10 protein-coding genes are annotated in these 17,940 nt (G+C 42.8%); 7 read left to right on the top strand and 3 right to left on the bottom strand.

Annotated elements, in window-relative coordinates; translation table 11 throughout:
- Nucleotides 1–651 precede the first annotated feature (651 nt).
- Nucleotides 652–1,392, top strand: coding sequence for a hypothetical protein (locus tag ABIB50_RS05940; RefSeq protein ID WP_429378075.1), 741 nt, complete (start codon nt 652–654; stop codon nt 1,390–1,392).
- Between the two features lies 1 nt (nt 1,393).
- Entirely contained in the window at nt 1,394–1,840 is a 447-nt protein-coding gene (locus tag ABIB50_RS05935) for a hypothetical protein (RefSeq protein WP_429378074.1), read from the top strand.
- Here ABIB50_RS05935 and ABIB50_RS05930 read toward each other — a convergent pair.
- Complete coding sequence (locus tag ABIB50_RS05930) at nt 1,837–3,105, bottom strand: SMEK domain-containing protein (protein ID WP_429378072.1); 1,269 nt, start codon at nt 3,103–3,105, stop codon at nt 1,837–1,839. The genes ABIB50_RS05935 and ABIB50_RS05930 overlap by 4 nt on opposite strands.
- A 174-nt stretch (nt 3,106–3,279) precedes the next feature.
- On the opposite strand from ABIB50_RS05930, the gene ABIB50_RS05925 reads away from it, so the two are divergent.
- The 5 genes from ABIB50_RS05925 to ABIB50_RS05905 are packed head-to-tail and all read left to right on the top strand — an operon-like array spanning nt 3,280 to nt 14,195.
- Entirely contained in the window at nt 3,280–5,736 is a 2,457-nt protein-coding gene (locus tag ABIB50_RS05925) for a type I restriction-modification system subunit M (RefSeq protein WP_429378071.1), read from the top strand.
- Nucleotides 5,733–6,965, top strand: a complete 1,233-nt coding sequence (locus ABIB50_RS05920; RefSeq protein ID WP_429378070.1) for a restriction endonuclease subunit S — start codon at nt 5,733–5,735, stop codon at nt 6,963–6,965. The genes ABIB50_RS05925 and ABIB50_RS05920 overlap by 4 nt, the downstream gene beginning before the upstream one ends.
- Before the next feature lie 40 nt (nt 6,966–7,005).
- On the top strand, nt 7,006–10,062 hold the full coding sequence (locus ABIB50_RS05915) for a type I restriction endonuclease subunit R (RefSeq protein ID WP_429378069.1): 3,057 nt from the start codon (nt 7,006–7,008) through the stop codon (nt 10,060–10,062).
- Nucleotides 10,062–10,751, top strand: a complete 690-nt coding sequence (locus ABIB50_RS05910; RefSeq protein ID WP_429378067.1) for a M48 family metallopeptidase — start codon at nt 10,062–10,064, stop codon at nt 10,749–10,751. The genes ABIB50_RS05915 and ABIB50_RS05910 overlap by 1 nt, the downstream gene beginning before the upstream one ends.
- Before the next feature lie 54 nt (nt 10,752–10,805).
- Nucleotides 10,806–14,195, top strand: a complete 3,390-nt coding sequence (locus tag ABIB50_RS05905) for a TM0106 family RecB-like putative nuclease (RefSeq protein ID WP_429378065.1) — start codon at nt 10,806–10,808, stop codon at nt 14,193–14,195.
- Here the strand turns inward: ABIB50_RS05905 and ABIB50_RS05900 are convergent.
- Nucleotides 14,192–15,961, bottom strand: coding sequence for a UvrD-helicase domain-containing protein (locus tag ABIB50_RS05900; protein ID WP_429378063.1), 1,770 nt, complete (start codon nt 15,959–15,961; stop codon nt 14,192–14,194). The two genes, ABIB50_RS05905 and ABIB50_RS05900, sit on opposite strands and share 4 nt — an antisense overlap.
- Nucleotides 15,958–17,679 carry an ATP-dependent nuclease gene (locus tag ABIB50_RS05895; RefSeq protein ID WP_429378061.1) on the bottom strand — a complete coding sequence of 574 codons (1,722 nt, stop codon included), beginning with the start codon at nt 17,677–17,679 and terminating at the stop codon, nt 15,958–15,960. The genes ABIB50_RS05900 and ABIB50_RS05895 overlap by 4 nt, the downstream gene beginning before the upstream one ends.
- Nucleotides 17,680–17,940: the final 261 nt, after the last annotated feature.

Below are 17,940 nucleotides of genomic sequence, written 5' to 3'. Positions count from 1 at the left end.
AGAATAAATTTAAAATGTTTAATCGCTGGTCGGGAGGCGGGGTTACAGTTAGATAAAAAAGCGATGCCAGGCGAGACGGGGCCATGTTTTATGATTACCGAAGGAGGATGCTTTAAAGGTTATATATCATGTCAAAAAAATAGCACATGTAAGCATTTAGGTACGTCCTACTATACCGAACTTGACCTCAATACAATAAACGCGGAACTAAAAACTCACGGCCATATTTGATCCTTTTTAACGACGAAAACAGTGGGGGCTTCAATAATATTGAAAGTGGAAAGAATCCAGCGAAGTATAATCTTAATCATAGGGCATTGAAGGGCATTGTATTTATGCCGACAGTCGGGTGTATCGCGGCTATTCTTACAAAATGAGAGAGATGCTATCCTCTGACAATTATCTTGATTATACCTCACTTCGAAATGAGTTAATGAACTCAACATGTGAGCGTTAACTGTTTCTCAAATTAAAAAAACATGAATCGCAGAATGAATTTCGGATGTTTTGGATCGTAGATCAGCCGGTAGATTCAAACTTATTTATCAAGTGCCTGGACGCAATTCGTTTTTGCGAGCGAATTGATTTTTAATTAGACTAGGGAGCTAGCCCTGTTTTCTTATTAAATTTCTTTTTTAACTATATTGCATAATGGCGAACACCTTTAAAAAGTCATTAATTACTTTACTGCATTCGCATATCACCAACAAAAACCGCTTGCTGGTCCATTGGAAGTGCGTGCATTGCCGAAAGGAACATGAGGCCAATCTTTTCCAGGACGCAGCCTCGCTTGAAACAGATGTCCTTACCGGAACTTGGAAAGCAGACATCGGCTTATTTAATGACCTTAATCAACTTATCGCAGCCATTCACATCTCCAAAAACAAAAGGCCGATTACCGAAGTTGCTGCGTTTTACCAAACACAAAATATCATCTACCTACAATTGATGCCCGGCGACGATTCCGCTGCTAGTATGCAACACCCGTTTTTTGTCAACGCCTGCCTCATTCCTAAATGCGAAACATGTAATAGCTTCCAGTGCGAAAAAAACTTGTTCATTATTGATTCATCTTGCTGGAAATGTGCAAAGCCGATGAAAGTGGCCGTTATTGACTGCGGCAGCCAGTGCTTCGGACCCGACAAATTCAGCGACGATGAACTAACTCTCGCCCGCGAAAAAGGCACCTTTATTCAAACTAACTACAGCAGTGTTGTGCGTGACAGCTACCTGTCCAACACCTGCACAAGCTGTCAAAAATTGACGGGAAACCATTACCTCCATGAACATCTTGAGGATGCCAAATTTGGCGATTCAAAATTTGAGCGCATACCGCTGGGGTATTTTTGTGATGCCTGTAATCAAAATAAGGTGAATAACGTTGAAGCATAATATGAAATATTGGCACAGTTTACTTCAAACCTGGCGGTCACAAGGGCACGATGGGTTAACGATCCCGTTTATCATAGGCAGCCAAAAATACCTGCCGCCATCGGCGACCCGGCAAGGAATTACAGAACTCGTGAACGAAATTGCGGAGAGCCGTGATTGCGAGGTTTACCTGAATTATTGCTTGACGATAAATGATTTGATCTTCGGTATCCGGAGCGGCAAGAAATTGGATTTGCCTGTAAAAAATGTCCGCTGTAAGGGTGACGTCTCCAGTTTGTATTTGTCCATCTTTTTTAAGGAGGTTGAACCTAATATGGAAAGTTTGATCTCCTTACTCGAAGAAAGATGCCAGCATCATATAGCTGATGAAAATTATTCGATCAACGATAATGAACGCGGAGATTTCACCGGCGAGGAAATCGCATTTATTAAAGCCTGCTTCGTTTAGTCATCCAAATCTTGTAGTGTGGGTCCGAAGTAGTTGCGGAACCAGTCGTTAACCGGATTTTGCGCGGTTTCGTTTAGGTCGGCGAAAGGTTCACTATAATTACCTTCGGTTACAAAGCCGTGGATAATGGCTTTGTATATACCGTTAAGGGTATCGTTACTGATATCAGTAATTGATCTGGTAAAAACCAGTGGTGATGGATTTAGGATGGGAAAACTGCCAGAATTGATCAGGTGCAAGTGCGAATTCTGCGGGATGAGGCAGACCTTATTAGTGGAACTCAATTCAAAATCCAATTGTGCCTGGATTTTTTTATACCCGTAAAGTTGTTTGCAGAAGAGGACAAGTGTAGTTAGGGCGAGCACTTCGGTGATCAGTGGTGTTAACTTGAGCTCTTCCAAGCTATAACTGGCAGTTTCAAATACAATTTGGTTCGGTGTAATTCGCAAAGCACCTTCTTTAAAGTAATCAGCAGTGCTGCTGTAAAGCTTATCGTAAAAATCAATTTGATGCGCCGTAGAAGGTTTGCGATAATTAGGATCGAACAGGTAAAGATTATCTCTTTTATTACCTTCCGCGTAAAACTTTTCAAGCCCTTTATACAGGTCAGCTGGCGAAAAGGAAAGCCCGAGGAACCGCAATTTGATCACGGTATGCTGGTAGTAAGGCATTTTTGATTGTGCGAGGCCCGCATCAATATTAATGAGCGAAGGAATTTTGTTGGGAGCCGCTGCTTGATCCTCCCTGAGCTGCCCGACCGTGTAAGGCAGTTCTGCGTCTAATAAATGGTAAATTTCCGTGAGTTGCGCTAAATCTAGGTCCTCAATTACTTTTAACAGATCATCGAAATCAAGCACATCTTGTTTCCAGTCAAAGGTGAAAAATGGAGTTGTTTGTACATTGACGGCATAGGTCTTTTGTTTGTCGCCAAGCACGAATAACCGAACGTGCGGAAACTTGCCGTAGTGCGCATAATGCAGCACTTTTTCGAGCATGTCGTTTACTTTCGCGCTGGTTTTCTCTGAACTGATTTGGTAAGCCAAACCCATTGCGTCGTCGCCCAGATCCAGCCCTTGAAAATTCGTGACCTTGCAATTCAGATTAATCAACTGAAGCCCATAAACCCGGTTAAGCATGTGCTTCATCAAGTTTTCGCACCGTTTATGAATATCCGTCAGCCCCCGCTTTCCCGCCTGGCTAATCTCGACACGTAGGATAGCGATGTCCCGACTGATATCGGCAAAAAGGCGCTGGCTATTGGTCATGGGTTTATTAAGTAAGCGAAATTAAAAAATTTGTTGGAAAAGCGACGGTTTAGAATATGTTCAATACTGATTCCTAGTAGGTTGGGCAGAGCCCAAAGGGCCATAATCATTTTTTAATCTTTTATACCCTTACTTTTCAATATTTTTAACGAAATTATTCCGAAACCTATTTGAATGGCAATAAAGAAATCTGAATTATATAGTTCGCTTTGGGCAAGTTGTGATGAGCTGCGCGGTGGCATGGATGCTTCTCAATATAAAGACTACGTCTTAACTTTACTGTTTGTAAAGTATATTTCCGACAAATACAAAGACCAGCCCTTTGGTGCGATAACTGTCCCGGAAGGTGCCAGCTTTGACGATATGGTCGCCCTTGTTGGTAAACCGCAGATCGGCGATTCTATCAATAAAAAGATTCTTAACCCGATTAAGGAAGCCAATAAGCTTAATGAGTTTCCTGACTTTGCCGATGAGAACAAATTGGGTAAAGGTAAGGACCTGATCGAAACGGTTAGTAACCTGGTTCTTATCTTTAATGATCCAAAACTAAACTTTTCAGGTAACAACGCCGAGGGCGATGATATCTTAGGGGACGCCTACGAATTCCTGATGCGGCATTTCGCTACCGAATCAGGCAAATCCAAGGGGCAGTTCTACACCCCGGCCGAGGTTAGCCGGGTGCTGGCTAAGGTGATCGGCATCAACCAGCGCAATTCTACAACCCAAACAATGGCCTATGATCCAACGTGCGGATCGGGCTCGCTGCTGTTAAAAGTGATGCTGGAGGCAGGCAAAAATATCGACCTCTACGGCCAAGAAAAAGAGTCGGCGACTGCCAACTTAGCCCGCATGAATATGATATTGCATGGTGCCGAAACAGCAACAATTGTCGCCGATAATACACTTAGCAAACCTGCTTATAAACAAGAAGACGGCAAATTAAAAAAATTCGATTACATCGTCGCAAATCCGCCTTTTTCCCTAGTTAACTGGGGTAATGGAGTGTCAACGGACAATGATGAATTCGGTCGGTTCGAATATGGTGTACCACCAGAAAAGAATGGCGATTTTGCTTTCCTTTTACACATTTTGAGCTCCTTAAAATCAACGGGAAAGGCGGCGGTAGTATTGCCACACGGTGTTTTATTTCGTGGTAATGCTGAAGGAGAAATACGTAAAAACCTAATTAAAAAGGGCTATATAAAAGGAATAATTGGATTGCCGCCCAATCTGTTTTATGGGACAGGAATTCCCGCCTGCATAATTATTTTAGATAAGGAAAATGCTGCGTCACGTAAAGCAGTTTTTATGATCGATGCAAGCCGGGAATTTAAAAAAGATGGGAATAAAAACCGCCTTCGCGAGCAAGATATTCGGAAAATCACGGATGTGTTCGAAACAATGGAACCTCTGCCCAAATACAGTCGTATTGTGCCGCTCAGTGAAATTGCGGAACCTAAAAACGACTATAACTTAAATATTCCCCGGTATATTGAAGTACAAGATGACGAAGATTTGCAGGATATAATGGCTCACTTGCACGGAGGAATTCCTATTTCTGAAATAGACAGCTTGCATCGATATTGGAAAGTTTATCCTAATTTAAGAAGTGACCTGTTTAGTCAAATCCGGCCAGGCTATCTACAGCTCAACATCCCTTCCGAGCTGATAAAAAATAACATTTTCGAGCATCGCGAATTCATTGCTTTTAATAAAACGCTTCAGATCGAATTTAACGAATGGTCCAATAAGCAAACAAACCTGTGGAAAAATCTGAAACCAGGCTTTCATCCCAAAGAGACGCTACAGATAATGTGCGACGATTTGCTGGCAACATTTGCTAATAACAAACTGTTGGACGCGTATGACATTTACGAAGAACTTATGATTTATTGGGCAGCAGCAATGCAAGATGACATGTATAGCATTTCGCTTGATGATTGGCGAGCTGGTAATGATTGGGAGCGATTAATTATAAAAGGCAAAAAAGGCAAAGACGGAAAAGTAGGCAAAGAAAAAGTAATTGACGGGCTTGAGGGAATAGTCGGGCGGATGATTAGCCCCAATTTATTGATTGAGGTTTATCTTGGGGAGCAGTGGGATACGGTTAAGAATTTCGAGGCAGAAATTGAGACCCTAAAGGCACAGCTACAGTCCTCTGAGCTTGAAAATGACTTAGAGAACACGGTTTTTATAGAACTGGATAAGGTGAATTTGACCACAGTAAAAAATTTGCTAAAGCAACGAAAAAAAGAAAAAGCGCCGAAGGAAGAAATCAATGTTATTGAAAACTTCATCAATGTCAATGAAGCAATTAAGAATATTGAAAATTTGATCAAGTTTGCTAAGCTAACGATAGAAAAATCAGTGATTGATTTATATCCCAAGTTAAGCGAAGAGGAAATCAAAGAAGTGGTGATTAATAGAAAGTGGAATGCAAGCTTACAATCTTCATTGAATCAACTGCAATCTACAATCAGTCGCAACTTGGCTCAGCGAATAATTGACATTGCTGACAATTATTGTGTACCGCTTCCCGATTTGGAAGATGCAGCAAACGTGCTTGAAAAGAAAGTAAAAATGCACCTCGAAAGCATGGGTTTCGAGACAACTACAAAAAACTCCTTATGACAATAAACAATGCTATTGCTGGCGAAAGTAAAAAAAGTACAGAGCTTGGATTATTACCGGAGAACTGGTATGTCAGTAAGATTAAGGAGATCTCGCAAATCAAAACTGGCGGAAAGAATACCCAGGATAAAAAAGAAAATGGAATTTATCCGTTTTTCGTCAGGTCGCAAAATATTGAACGAATTGATTCTTATTCCTATGACGGTGAAGCCATTCTTACCGCCGGAGACGGTGTAGGCGTAGGAAAAGTCTTCCACTATATAAATGGTAAATTTGATTGTCACCAAAGGGTCTATAGGTTATCCCATTTTGAAAATGAAATAGATGGTTTTTTTCTTTTTAAATATTTTCAAAATAACTTCTATCAACGCATAATGCAAATGACCGCAAAATCATCAGTTGATAGTGTTCGTATGGATATGATTTCCGAAATGGCAATTCCCATTCCGCCCAAAAATGAACAGAAGGCAATCGCAAAAATACTTTACGATACCGATTGCTGGATTGAAAGTTTAGAAGCATTAATAGATAAGAAGCGTCGTGTAAAAAACGGTGTAATGCAAAGATTGCTTACTCCAAAGAAGCATTGGAAAACAATCACTTTCGACGAGGCTTTTAGATTTCTAAGTACCGCTTCCTATTCAAGAGCTCAATTGTCGATGGATGAATCAATTGGATACGTTCATTACGGTGATATTCATACCAAATGGACCTTCCATCTTGATCTGCCAAAGTCTGTCTTTCCTACAATTTCGTTAGATAAAGTAAAATCTTGCCAATTTCTGAAAAATGGAGACCTCGTGATGGCAGATGCTTCTGAAGATTACAATGGGATAGGCAAAAGCGTTGAAGTTAAAAACTTAACTAAAGAAAAGATTATTGCTGGTTTGCACACGTTTTTGTTGCGTGACGAAGTAGGGTATTTCGCGCCCGGTTTCAAAGGTTTTATTCCTCACAGCTCGTTCGTTAAAAGACAATTCGACGCACTAGCGACTGGATTGAAAGTTTTTAGCCTTTCGAAGTCTTCACTAAAAATTGTTGAGATCCCCCTACCACCTATAAACGAACAAGTAAACATCGCAGAGATTTTATCAGAAATGGAAGAAGAAATTGATGCTTTAGAAAATCAATTATTTAAGGCTCGTCGAGTTTCGCAAGGAATGACAGGGCAATTACTTAAAGGAAAAATACGTGTAGGTATTAATTCTTTAACGATTAATAATGAATAAAATTAATTGAGGTAGATTTACAATAACTTGTACTTTAATCATGAACGCAATCAATCCAATAGAACGTATTACCCAGGAGCGCGTTATCGCTTTGTTCACGCAGCAATTGGGTTATGTGTATTATGGAAATTGGGAGGAGCGGGAGAAAAACTGCAACGTTGAAGGCAAGTATCTCAAAGCGTTTTTAAAAAAACAGGGTTACACGGATGCGTTGTTGCAGAAAGCCATCGACGAAGTTACTTTGCTTGCGACAACTTCATCGGGGAATATTTATGACCGGAACAAAGCATTTTATTCATTAATAAGGTATGGAGTTAAGGTTAGGCCCGAATTAGGAGAACAATTTGAAACAGTTTACCCGATCGATTGGGTGAATTGGAAAAACAATGATTTCGGTATCGCTGAAGAGGTAACATTAAACGGCAATTTGACCCGTCGCCCTGACCTGGTGTTATATATTAATGGTATAGCCATCGGCGTTATTGAATTGAAGCGGGGAACCGTTGATATTGCGGAAAGTATCAGGCAAAACATCAGTAACTCCAGGGAAACTTTTAATGAATTGTTCTATACCAGTATCCAGTTCATTTTCGCCGGTAATAATACCCAGGGCTTACGTTACGGAACGATTGAAACCGGCGAAAAATATTACCTCGCCTGGAAAGAGGATGAGCTGGACAATAGTGGTTATAAACTGGATAAGTACCTCAAAAAAATATGCAACAAAGAGCGGTTTATCGACCTGCTTTATAACGGAGTTATTTTTGACGCAGGCGTAAAAAAGCTACCCCGTGCGCACCAATATCACGGCCTAAAAGAAGCACAGCAATTTGTGCGCCGGCGCGAAGGCGGAATTATTTGGCATACCCAAGGCAGTGGTAAGAGCCTGATGATGGTTTTGCTGGGCAAGTGGATATTGGAAAACATAGATAATTCCCGCATAGTCATCCTGACGGACCGCACTGAACTGGATGAACAGATCGAACGGGTATTTAATGATGCCGGTGAAAAAGATATTGCCCGAACGCAATCCGGGCGGGAGCTGATCGAGTACCTGACGGCGACCAAACCGCGTTTGATTTGCTCGCTGATCCATAAATTTGGGAATAAGGGTGAGGCGGATTATGATTCATTTATTAAGGAACTGAAGGAAAACCCATTGCAGACCCAAGGGGATATATTTGTATTTGTAGATGAGTGTCACCGCACCCAAAGCGGCAAACTTAACGAAACGATGAAAGCGATTTTGGGAAATGCAGTGTTTATTGGGTTTACCGGAACGCCACTGCTGAAAGAGGATAAGCAAAAATCAGTTGAAGTTTTTGGCCGGTATATTCATACCTATAAATTCAACGAAGCCGTGGCGGATGGTGTTGTGAAAGATCTTATGTATGAAGGTCGCGATATCGTGCAAAAACTATCCTCGCAAAACCGCGTGGATGAGTGGTTTGATGCTAAAACGCGAGGTTTGAATGACTTCCAGAAAAACGAACTAAAAAAGAAATGGGGAACTATGCAGCGCGTGCTGAGTAGTAAATCCCGCATGGAAAAGATCGTCCAGGATATCATATTCGATTTTAATACCAAGCCGAGGCTTTCATCGCAGATGGGCAATGCGATCCTCGTAGCCTCCAGTATTTATGAGGCATGTAAATATTATACGTTATTCGAAGAAACGGAATTGAAAGGCAAAGCGGGACTAATCACTTCCTATAACCCGCAGACCGGTGACATTACAACAGAAGACACCGGCGCCAATACAGAAACTGATAAAGAATTTATTTACAGTACTTACCAGAAATTATTAAAAGACGTTACTGTCAGGGCGAATAAAACCAAAACCGAGAGTTACGAGCTGGACGCAAAGGAAAAGTTCCGCAAAGAACCGGCCCGCATGAAACTATTGATCGTCGTGTCTAAGTTGCTGACTGGCTTTGACGCGCCGCCATGCTCCTACATTTACATTGATAAAAAAATGCAGGACCATACTTTGTTCCAGGCGATTTGCCGCGTGAACCGGCTCGATACCGAGGACAAGGAATTTGGCTACATCGTCGATTATATGGAACTGTTTGGGAACGTAGCGGATTCGATCAATCTATATACTTCCGAATTGGATAGCGAAGGGTTCACCAAAGAAGAGGTTGAAGTCGTTCTAAAGGACCGCCTGAAAATGATGCGCGAACAATTAGATGTCGCGCTGGAAACTTTAGAAGCACTTTGCGAACCGGTAGAAAATCCCAGAAAGGACCTGCAGTTTATCCATTATTTTTGCGGTAATACGGAGATCGAAAGTGATCTTAAAGCGAATGAACATAAACGGGTCGCATTATACAAAGCTATAGTCGCCTATATCCGGTCCTACACCAATCTTAAACCCGAAATGGAAGTAGCTGGGTACAACGGAAAAGAAATCAAACGCTTCGACGAGCGACTGGAGTTTTACTTGCACCTACGTGAAACCATACGTATTGCCAGCGGCGAAACGCTGGACTTGAAAGCTTACGAAGCGGATATGCGTTTCCTGATCGACCATTATATCCAGGCCGAAGACGCACAAAAAGTTTCGCCGTTTGATGATATCTCGTTATTGGAGTTGATCGCGGCTGATCTCGATCACGCATTGGCATCATTGCCGGAATCCATTCGCGGTAGCGAGGAAGCCGTGGCGGAAGCCATTGAAAATAACGTTCGCTCCAAGCTGATCCAGGAACATTTGCTGGACCCGAAATACTTTGAACGCATGAGTGCCTTACTGATGGAATTGATCGAAGAGCGTAAAAGAGGCATCATCAAGTACCAGGAGTATTTGAAAAAGATGGTTGAATTTGTTAAGACCGTGAACACCGGCCGTACCAACGATCTGCCACCATCGTTGAATACGCGGGGTAAACAAGCGATCTTTAACATTTTGGATAACGAGCCGCTAGCACTTGCTTGTGATTCAGCTATACTGCACTATAAACAAGATGGCTTTCGGGATAACCTGGCCAAAAGAAATTTATTAAAAAAGGCGATCTACGATGTCGTTAAGGATAAGGAGAAAGTGGTGGAAATTTACCAGATTGTAGATGCTAATAAGGAAGATTACAGATAATGGAATTGATCAGGGTTGGGAATGTTGATATAGAGGTCAGTTTTAAAGAGATCCGTAATGTGCATTTGAGTGTTCACCCTCCTGATGGCAAAGTGACTGTCTCCGCTCCACAGCATATTGCACTCGATAAGATCCGTGTGTATGCGGCAACCAAATTGCCCTGGATCAAAAAAGAACAGAAAAAGATCACTGCTCAGGAAAGAGAACCCCAAAAAGAGTATATCACTCAGGAAAGCCATTTCTTTTTAGGTGAGCGGTACTTGTTAAAAGTCGACGGTGCCAGGCATATTAAAGTAAGGCTTAAACATTCAAAAATTGAATTATTAGCTCCAGAAAGCGCTACTGCTCCCGAGAAACGTAAGATATTATACAGCTGGTACCGTAGGGAATTACGTAAACAGCTTGACCGGTATGTCGATCAATACTGCAAATTTATGCACCTCACCAAACCGGCTTATGGCATTCGTCAAATGAAAACGAAATGGGGCAGCTGCGTTACCGGTAACCAACATTTATGGTTCAATATTGAATTGGCAAAAAAGCCATTAGATTGTATCGAATATATTGTTGTACATGAACTCGTACACTTAATTGAACGCCATCATAACAAGAATTTCATTCTGCTTATGGACCGTTACCTGCCTGGCTGGCGTGTCCAGAAAAAAATATTGAACGAACTGCCTATATGAAAAGCACTGTTCAATAAGTATTTAGTTACATTTGGTTAACCTTTTAGCCGAATTATGAGAAAATCCAATGGTCAGCTGCAATTGTCAGCGACCGACCTTTCCAATTATATCGCTTGTCATCATTTAAGTTTCCTGGAGTTATCTGCTCTCGAAGGTTTGCTGGAAAGGCCGGAGTATCGTGATCCCTTACTGGCAATTTTACAGGAACGGGGCCAGGCTTTCGAGGCGGACTATTTAGCGCAATTAAAAGCCGATGGCTTTCAGGTGGAAGACGAGTTTGAAAGCGGCAATGATTCCGGGTTCGCGCGGACGACGCGCTCCATGTTGCAGGGGCAAGATTATATTTACCAGGCCACGCTGGATGACGGAACTTGGAATGGCCGTGCAGATTTTCTAAAAAAAGTGGACCGCCCAAGTAAATTGGGTAACTGGTCTTACGAGGTGATGGATTCTAAATTGGCCAAGGAAACACGCGCAGAGACTATTTTGCAGCTTTGTTTGTATTCGCAGCTGATCGGTAAGATTCAGGGCGTAATGCCGGAATTCATGTATGTGATCACACCGGACGAAGAAGCTCCTTTGCAGACCTACCGAGTGGATGACTTCATGGCTTATCACCGGTTGGTCCAAAAGCAATTGCTGCAAATGATCGCGACGGGGACAACATCAAAGGAAACCTATCCTCATCCAACGCCACATTGTAATATTTGTAACTGGTGGCACCATTGCGATAGTCACCGGAGAGCCGATGACCATCTTTCCCTGGTGGCCGGCCTGTCTAACGGACAGCGAACGGAACTGGCGCGCCAAAATATTTTAACATTAGCTGGCTTAGGCGAGCAGGCCTTGCCGGCTGGTTTCAAACCATCAAGAGGGTCAGCTGCTACCTTTTTAAGGCTTCGCGAGCAAGCAAGGGTGCAGTTGGAGGCAAGGAATACAAAGGCACCTGTTTACGAACTATTGGATATTGAGGAAGGTATTGGATTGTCCCGGCTTCCATTGCCATCTCCGGGAGATTTGTTTTTTGATTTGGAGAGCGATCCCTTTGCCGGCAAAGGTGGTATGGAATATCTCTTCGGCTGGCAGTTGGCCAGTGAAAGTGAACAGGATTATCATGCGATATGGGCATTAGACGCCCAGGCTGAAAAGGAAGCTTTTGAAACTTTCATTGGGACCGTAGGCACTTTGCTGGAGGGCTTCCCGGATATGCATATTTATCATTATTCGCCTTATGAACCGGTCGCCTTGAAGCGCTTGATGGGGAAATATAATTGTTGTGAAAAAGAATTGGATGAGCTGCTGCGGGGTGGCGTCTTTATTGATTTGCATAGCGTGACCAAACAAGCATTGCGCGCAGGAATTGAGGCTTATTCACTAAAAGAATTGGAGGTGTTTCATGCTTTCGAGCGTCAGATGGAATTGCGGCAGGCTTCTTTGAATCTGAGAAATATGGAACGCTTCCTGGAAAGGAACCAAACGGATGACATTCCAGAAGAGGTTTTTGCAGCAGTTGCCCAATATAACCTGGAGGATTGCCTGTCAACCCGGCGGCTTAGGGGTTGGCTGGAAGACCTTCGGTCAGGCTTTATAACTAATGGCACTGATATTTCAAGGCCTGAACCGCGGTCGGGTGAAGCCAGTGAAGCCTTGAGCGAACATCAGTTAATGATCCTCGAACTTTACAGGCAGTTGATGAATGGCATCTCCCTTAACCGGGAAGAGCGCGATCCATTGCAACAAGGCTTATGGCTATTGGCGAATATGCTGGACTGGCATCGAAGAGAAAACAAATCTAAATGGTGGGAATATTTCCGGCTTTGCGAGATGCCAGATCATGAAATGCTCGACGAAAAAGTGGCGTTGGCCGGTTTAGAATTTACCGGGACAAGGGAAACTGTCAAAAGGAGTTTTGTTGACGAATACCGGATGCCCTTACAGGACAGTGACCTTGCACCGGGCGATAGTCTGAAGACAGGCGATGGCGAGAGTTTCGGAGAGGTGGTAGCTATCGACCTGGAATTAGGGTTGGTGTCGATCAAAAAGGGCCCCAAGATTGAAGCCATACATCCTTACGCGGTTTTCAATTTCGATTTTATTACCGATGAAAATAAGCCACCGGCCATTATTCGGCTGGCAAACTGGGTACTGGCTAACGGGATCGATCATCCCGGCCCTGAATATCGCGCCGCCCGTGATCTTTTATTAGGCCTACCCCCACGGACAAGTACGGTATTTCCCGAAACAGCTAACGCTCAAGAAAAAGCCATTGTATGGGCCAATCATTTGTCCCACGGTGTTTTGGCAATACAAGGACCTCCAGGTGCAGGAAAAAGCCATACGGCTGCGCTCATGATACTCGAATTGATCGCTGCGGGCAAACAAGTTGGTATCACTGCGCTGAGCCACAAAGTAATCCGCGGCTTATTGGATAAAGTGTTGGAAATGGCGGAGCAAAAAGGTATCACGTTGAACTGTATTCAGAAAGTAAGCGCACCCGGCGAGTTTACGAAGGTGGGCTTAACCGAAACAAAAGACAATGGCGCAGTGGTCGCCGCTTTGCGATCCGGAACTGCCCAAATAGCTGCCGGTACATCCTGGCTTTGGTCACGAGAGGATATGGAAGCAACCGTTGATGTACTGGTTATTGATGAAGCAGGGCAATTTTCACTGGTCGATACCTTGGCGATTGCAGAATCGGCAGATAGCTTGGTCTTGCTGGGTGACCCCCAGCAACTCAAGCAACCGCTACAAGGCAGCCATCCGGAAGGAACTGAAGTTTCCGCGCTCGAACATATCCTGCAGGGACATCAAACGATTCCGGCGGACAAAGGTGTATTCCTTGACGAAACTTGGCGACTACACCCTTCGATCTGCGCTTTTGTTTCCGAATTATTTTATGATAGTCGGCTGAATTCAAGACCAGGTCTGGAACAACAAATGCTAACAGGTCATCCTAAATTCTCAGGTTCGGGCCTATGGTTTGTTCCCGTTACCCATGACGGCAACCAAAGTAACTCGCCCGAAGAAGCGGCCACGGTCGGAGCGATTGTGAATGAGCTGCTACAAGGCCAGGTCATGTTTAATGATAACCAGGGTAAAATCCGCCAATTAACCAATGCGGATATCAAAGTGATCGCACCCTATAATGCACAAGTCGATGCGATAAATAAAACGCTAAATGGAATAGCTGTAGGAACAGTTGATAAATTTCAGGGCCAGGAAGCCCCGGTCGTAATTTTCTCGATGGCAACCTCAAATCCTGAAGACGCTCCGAGGGGAATGGATTTCCTTTACAGTGCTAACCGGCTGAATGTGGCAGTTTCCCGAGCAAAGGCGGTCTTTATCTTGGTGGCCAGCCCAAAATTATTTGAACCCGATTGCCGGAACCCTGAACAAATGAAATTGGCCAACGCATTTTGCCGTTACCTCGAAATGGCACATTAGTATTTGATTCCGGGGATTTTCATAAAACAACTTAAGGGTTTTGGATAACTGCGGGCATCCCGACTACTGGCAAAGAAATAGACCTCTCTGCGGGCGCGCGTGATGGCAACATAAAAAACACTGAGTTCTTCTAAAAAGCTCCGTTCATTTGTTGCACTAACCACGAGTTGGCAATTTGCCCTAAAAGCGCATTGGCCACGCGCACAAAGCCCACCGTTGTAATTAGGAAAAGAGTCCTGTTCCATATCCGGAATAATAACGTATTCCCATTCCAGCCCTTTCGCTGCATGTACAGTTGTAAGCACAACAGATGCTTGTACAAATTCAAGGTATTGCTTCAAACCATTGTTTTCAAACATATCTCTTGCAAGATCAATTCTTTCTTCATTATTCACCTGGACATAGTCCACAAAAAACTTTTGCCAAAAAACCTCCAGAAGACTTAAAAGTGAATCAAATAAATCATCGTTCTCTTCTTTATATACAGCTTTAACCCTGTCCGTGAGTTGCGTGGCGAAACGTTTGGTAATCCGTTGGCCCGTCCTCAGTAAATCTAAAAATACCAACAGACACTCTTTATGAAATCTTAGATATCGGGCATCATCATCCGTAAATAAGCCATTGAAAAAAGGAATCTGATTGTGTACGAGATTCTCCATAAGCCTATTAACGTTCGGTCCGCGTTGCTTGAATAAAACTGCGACTTTTGCGGCATTATCCTGCTGAACCAAAGTTATTGCTTGATTAATTACAGCGATTGTTTCCGTGTCATGGTCAGGCAGAACAGTCAAATTTACGATCGCATCTTTATCGATTATCGGCGCTCGGGGTGCTTCCGCGTTTCTTCTGATATTTTGGTCCAATTGCAACATTTGAGGATTTGAAGCAAAGCGGTAATTTTTAACCAAAAACTTCTTATCCAACTGAAGGTCAGCTTGCGCTTTGTTCATCAAATCCGGTACCGCACCGATAAATCCATAAATCCTTTGTAAAGGATCACCCATTAATATGGCCTTTCGGTCGAGCGTAATGAGGCGCTTACAGAGTACGTAACATAAGTAATTAGTATCCTGAAACTCATCAATCAGGACGCAGGTATAGAATTTATGGTAAAATTGAAGGATGTTAGGCTGTGTATCAAAAAGTTTAATGGTTAAGGCAATGATGCCACTGTAAGTTATCAATCCTAACGGTAAGACTTTGGCGATCAAAATGGAGCAATACCTATCAAAATTTGCTCTGGAAATTGTTACCGCACTTTTAATACCCGCTGCAAAATCTTCCATGAATTTAGCATCCTCATAGGTAAGGCCGTTTACCGCAGTCATTGTCGCGGTGGCAGCACTATCATCAAATGGTTTGATGGTATCTATTGCTGCAAGGCTTGTATGTAACAAGCGGCCGTACTTTCTCAAAATTGACCTTGAAAATCCATGGTAATTCGATACTTGAATTTTGTCAGTAACAATAAAATGTAAACCGGTTTCCTTTAATAGTATGGGTATTTGAAGCGCAACGTCCTTTTTAATTTTGTAAGCCGCATTTACGCTGAAAGTTAGCGCCAGCAATTTTTTGGGATTTGGGATTTGTCCGGTTGCGATCATATAGGCGATTTTGCTCACCATGGTGTTTGTCTTGCCATACCCGGCAGGTGCTTCAACAATTAATCTTGAAACCGGATCAAAAATAACGTCCAGTTGATGCGCGTCGCCGGAATGCTTCGCTTCGATCCGCTCTTTGATCATTTGAACAATCTGCGTGTTCATATCGCTTTGGATTTAGCAAGTGCGATTAAGTTTTTATAAACTGTCGGGATTTCTGGTTCGCCCAAATGCTGCCCTATGAGAAGACCCAGCGGAAATCCCTTATTAATCGTAAACCAAGTGGCATAGTAACACTTGAACACAATATTATCACCTGCAGCTATGTCGGCTAATTTAAGTGGGGCCGTGAACGGTGTAGCTGTTATCTTATAAGTGCCAATGGCCTTTTTATTCAACGCGCCAACTTCCATGATGCGTTCAGCACCTTCTGAATCACGGCCAGCCAAAATAGCTCTCAGGATGTTTTCCTTTCCCTGATCAATTAAGGTAATTAGTTCGTCTTCAAAATTGCGTTTATCGGTCCAAAAAAGATCAGGGACCGTACTCACGCCCGTTTTATCGTCGCGGTCGTTGATCCCAACAGAAGGTATCGCAAATTTCGCCGCTATGTCCATGAGTTGTTTAACCGCGTCGCCGCCGGCCTGGATGACACAAATACCAAACTCATCCAAGTCAACGGACAATTTGCTGGCAAATCCCGGAAAGGATGAAATTTCTGATGCCCCTTCGACAAATATCGCGCAACGGGAGAAAAAAGCTTCCTTGATGAACGGAAAATGAATCAACAAATGTTTTGACAATTGCGCGTCTAGCGTTATGTTACTACCTGAAACGATACGTGTTTTACCGTCATCGTTATAAAAACGAACAATTTGCTTGAAATTATTAAGAATAATGTTCGGGGAATGGGTAACGACGATCACCTGCCCGGTAAATTGATCAACATCAAAAAGCTCTTTCACTAACTCGCTGAATCCTTCATTTTTATTATCGACTAAGGCACAAAGGTATTTGATCAATGACCTTTGCATATACGGATGTAAATGGATCTCCGGTTCGTCCAGACCTAATACCAGGGAGATAGTCCGCTTACCTGTAGCGTCGTCCACGAAAATGCCCTTCTCGCCTCTGAACTCTTTGATGGCATACAGCTTTTCCAAAATGGAAAGCGTGATCAAAATGAGGAATTGGACACCATAGCCTGTCTTACTTAAACTGTCTCCTTTGTCATCGTTAAATACAATGATTTTTGAAAGTAAATCTTCTTTGTTATCGTCTGCATGTGCGCTAATATTAAAGTCTTTGAAGGCTTTGATTTTTGATACTTTCTTGTTGATGTCGACCAAGAGTTTGCTGACCTTGGCTACGTCGAGGAATTCGGCATCGGTAATACCTTCATCCGTCAAATGCTGCGCAATCATATTTCTCAGAAATTTTCCTATTCCCTTACCGCTTGTAAAATTGATTTCTGACGCGGGGTTTCTTAATGAACTGTAGTAGATAAAATTTAGGTTGCGAAGCTGTGCGGGCGCAATGAACGTCGATGTTTCGGTGTGGTAAAAACTAATGGAGTCTTCTGGGCTTTCCTGAACGGCCGATATATTGATAAGAGAATAGTCCGCTGCGTCAAACAAATCCTGGAAATGCCCGATTTCAGCTTCGGCTAAAGACAATTGAAACGCGATTTCTATGGGTTTGGTAATGTCGAAGAAGTCATCGAATTGGAAGGCTCTGGAGGTAAATAAAATATTTAACAAAGTGAGCAGATTCGTTTTACCCAAGTTATTCTCCCCAACCAAGAAATTGCATTCACTATCGAATTTTAATGAAATCTGGTCGAGGTTGCGATAATTGTTGACTACAGTGGAGAGAATCTTCATAACGCGGTTTAGGCTAAAATTAATTATGATTTTGGTTACTTAAATATTGATGCAATATACTCCTAAATGACCGCTTAAAAAAAGCTAAAGATCTGGGAGTACTCAGTTTGTACTATAGAGCAGCATGATACCTTAGCATAATGCTATTTATGTCAGATATTCCGCTCAATTTTGTAGGATGCCAAGTGCAGAGAAGTAAGACTTTGGCAGTATTTGTGATAGAACCTATACAAAAGAATCGGCCAATTCTTTTGATTTTAA

Origin of the sequence: Mucilaginibacter sp. UYCu711, from assembly GCF_050433825.1 — a bacterium.
Classification (GTDB): domain Bacteria; phylum Bacteroidota; class Bacteroidia; order Sphingobacteriales; family Sphingobacteriaceae; genus Mucilaginibacter.
This window is presented reverse-complemented; position numbering and strand designations above follow the sequence as displayed.